Source organism: Chamaesiphon sp. VAR_48_metabat_135_sub, from assembly GCF_031418915.1.
GTDB lineage: Bacteria > Cyanobacteriota > Cyanobacteriia > Cyanobacteriales > Chamaesiphonaceae > Chamaesiphon.
The window spans coordinates 1-2930 of record NZ_JANOJV010000327.1; the positions used below are offsets into that span (position 1 = coordinate 1).

The 2930-nt window shown below is 46.6% G+C and carries 2 protein-coding genes; both read right to left on the reverse strand.

Annotation, left to right across the window (positions count from 1 at the left end; genetic code table 11):
• On the reverse strand, positions 1–1766 hold a 1766-nt coding region (locus tag RMO55_RS22120; RefSeq protein ID WP_310430291.1), incomplete at its 3' end, for an endonuclease MutS2.
• Positions 1767–1937: 171 nt separating this feature from the next.
• Entirely contained in the window at positions 1938–2735 is a 798-nt protein-coding gene (pstB, locus tag RMO55_RS22125; protein ID WP_310430290.1) for a phosphate ABC transporter ATP-binding protein PstB, read from the reverse strand.
• Positions 2736–2930: the final 195 nt, after the last annotated feature.

Consider the following 2930-nt stretch of genomic DNA (forward strand, 5'->3'; position numbering starts at 1 on the left):
TCCAGATAGAATGCTTCCGCCTGTTTTAAGATTGCAGCAGCTTCATTCGCTTTTGTTTCCTGAGTCCGCCTTTGTGCTTCTAATCCAGCAATTACTTCGTTTACTTCCTGAGTTGCACCCAGAACTACCTGAGATTTAGCACTATCAATTACTTGCTGATTCAATCCCAATCTTTGGGCGATCGATAATGCATTCGATCGACCGGGAATACCCCATAATAATCGATAAGTCGGCGCAAGATTGACATCATCAAACTCCACCGAAGCATTCTCAAACCGACTGTCTTGATATTTAAGAGCCTTCAATTCCCCATAGTGAGTAGATGCAATTGTCAGCATCGCTCGATCAGCCAAATACTGCAATAATGCGATCGCGAGTGCGCTACCCTCAGCAGGATCGGTTCCGGCTCCAACCTCATCGAGGAGAATCAGGGCGGAGGGATGTACGGGAAGTGGGGAGTATGGGGGAACGAGGAAGCTGGCTAAATCTTGTTCTTCTAATTCTGCTGCGGTTATTTGGTTAGTTGGTTCAATTGCGTCTAAAACCCGCCCAATTCGGCGAATATGTCCCGAAAAAGTGGAGAGGCTTTGTTGGAGTGATTGTTCATCGCCGATGTCAGCGAGAATCAGGTCAAACCAGGGAATCTCAACTGGCTCACGAGCGGGGATAAATAGCCCCACCTTGGCCATCAAAGCGACGATCGCGAGGGTTTTGAGGGTGACAGTTTTACCGCCCGTGTTGGGGCCTGTAATCGTGACTACGCGGATATCTGGTCGAATCGACAGATCGATCGGTACTACTTCTGGCCCTTCTTCATGTCGGTGTTGCCAAATTAGGAGGGGGTGGCGAAGTTGGCGGAGGGTAATATATTCATTGTCGTTTCGCTCAATTAGTCGCGGTGGATTTGCTTCCAACCACAGGCTATATCTAGCTCTGGCGGTGGCTAGATCGATCGTGGTGGCGACTACCAGCAGATGTTCTAAATCTTCAACAACCTCAGTCACCTTCGCCGTAAGAGCCGTCAAAACTAGTTCGATCTCCCGTTGCTCCTGGCGTTGAAGTTGACGCATTTGATTCCCCAGATTGACGATCTGATGGGGTTCTATATACAGCGTTGAACCACTCCCAGAGCTATCATGAACTACCCCAGGAATTGTATCCTTGTGAGAAGCCTTAACAGGGATCACAAATCGATCGCTGCGTTGAGTGATTAATGGCTGTTGAATTGCATTAGACTGACGCTGCATTAGACTATTGAGCAGCTTGTAAATCTTCTCTCTAAATCCTTTGAGCTGCACTCTTACCTGGGCTAACTTATCACTCGATCGATCTGTGACATCACCGCGATCGTCGATACAATGATAGATATCCTGTTCAATCTCTGGATACGTCCGCACATCAGCGATTAAATCCTGTAGAACCGGAATATTTTCCTCACTATCCAAAGTCCGCCGCAGCTTTCGCATTCCCGCTAGAGTAGTGGCAATCTCATGCAACTCCTTTCCCGACAACATTCCTTGCACCGCAGCGCGTTCAAGTGCATCGCCAAAATCTTCGATCCCATCCAGGGACAACCCACCAGCCAAACGGGTTTCTAACTCATACACTTCCTTCGTTTGCGCCAATAGATTCAGACTAACACTAGGCTGTTTGGGAATTACTAAGTTTCGCGCCGCTATCTTCCCCAACTTAGTCGCCGCAAATGTCGCCACCTGCTCACACAACCGCGACCATTCTAATAATTCTAATGTCTCTGCCTGAATCACTACGCTATACTCGATCGTGCATTTCTCACCATTATAAGTGTTGATGATTGGAGATAGCTTGGGGATTGCGAAGATCTGCACGGCAACCCTCCGTTTGCGTAGCGTCTGCTTACCCTTGTGCTGATGCCGACGCTTTGTTAACAAAAAGGAGGGGATTTCATTGTCTCGATCTTATCCAAATCGACCGCTGATATATTCTTGTGTCTTTTCTTGCTTCGGTGAGCCAAAGATATTGCGAGTATCGTCGTATTCTACCAAGTAGCCAAATCGGCTTCCACCATCTTCAGCTCCAGCATTGAAAAACGCTGTTTTGTCGGATACTCGCGCCGCTTGCTGCATGTTGTGAGTAACAATGACGATCGTAAACTTTTCTTTTAGCTCATGGATCAGATTTTCAATCTGAATCGTGGAAATCGGGTCCAGGGCTGAACAAGGTTCATCCATCAAGATGACTTCAGGCTCGACGGCGATCGTCCGAGCAATACACAGCCGTTGTTGTTGTCCACCGGAGAGTGATAAACCACTCGCTTGGAGCTTATCTTTGACTTCTTCCCATAGTGCGGCTTTGCGGAGAGATTGCTCGACTCGCTCATCGATGTTACCTTTGAATCCAGAAATCTTCAACCCAAAGGCTACGTTGTCATAGATGGACTTGGGGAAAGGATTTGGCTGTTGGAACACCATCCCGATGCGGCGGCGAACTTCGACAGGATCGATTTTAGAGTCGTAAAGATTGGTACCGTGATAGGTGATTTGCCCTTGTACCTTAGCACTTGGGATCAAGTCGTTAAGACGATTGTAGCAGCGGAGCAGAGTACTTTTACCGCAACCGGAAGGGCCGATAAAGGCGACGACATTATTCTTGGGAATATCTAGAAATACATTCCGCACCGCTTGGAAGGCACCATAAAAGATTGATACGTTATCTGTCTTGATGATGATGTCCTTGTCTGTCAGCGTGTTTACCATAAAAATAAGGAGTAGAGGTCAGAGGTATTACTTCACCCCGATTAGGTTTGAATATCGATCAACTGAATAAAATTGACGGAGTTTATATATTTAATTAGATCCTAACTTAATTTTGCTCCAAATAGCATTTTTAGGCATGGTGAAATCCGTTAATTTATCACCAGTAAAAATTTAGTAGACTTTGCGATGAGAAAT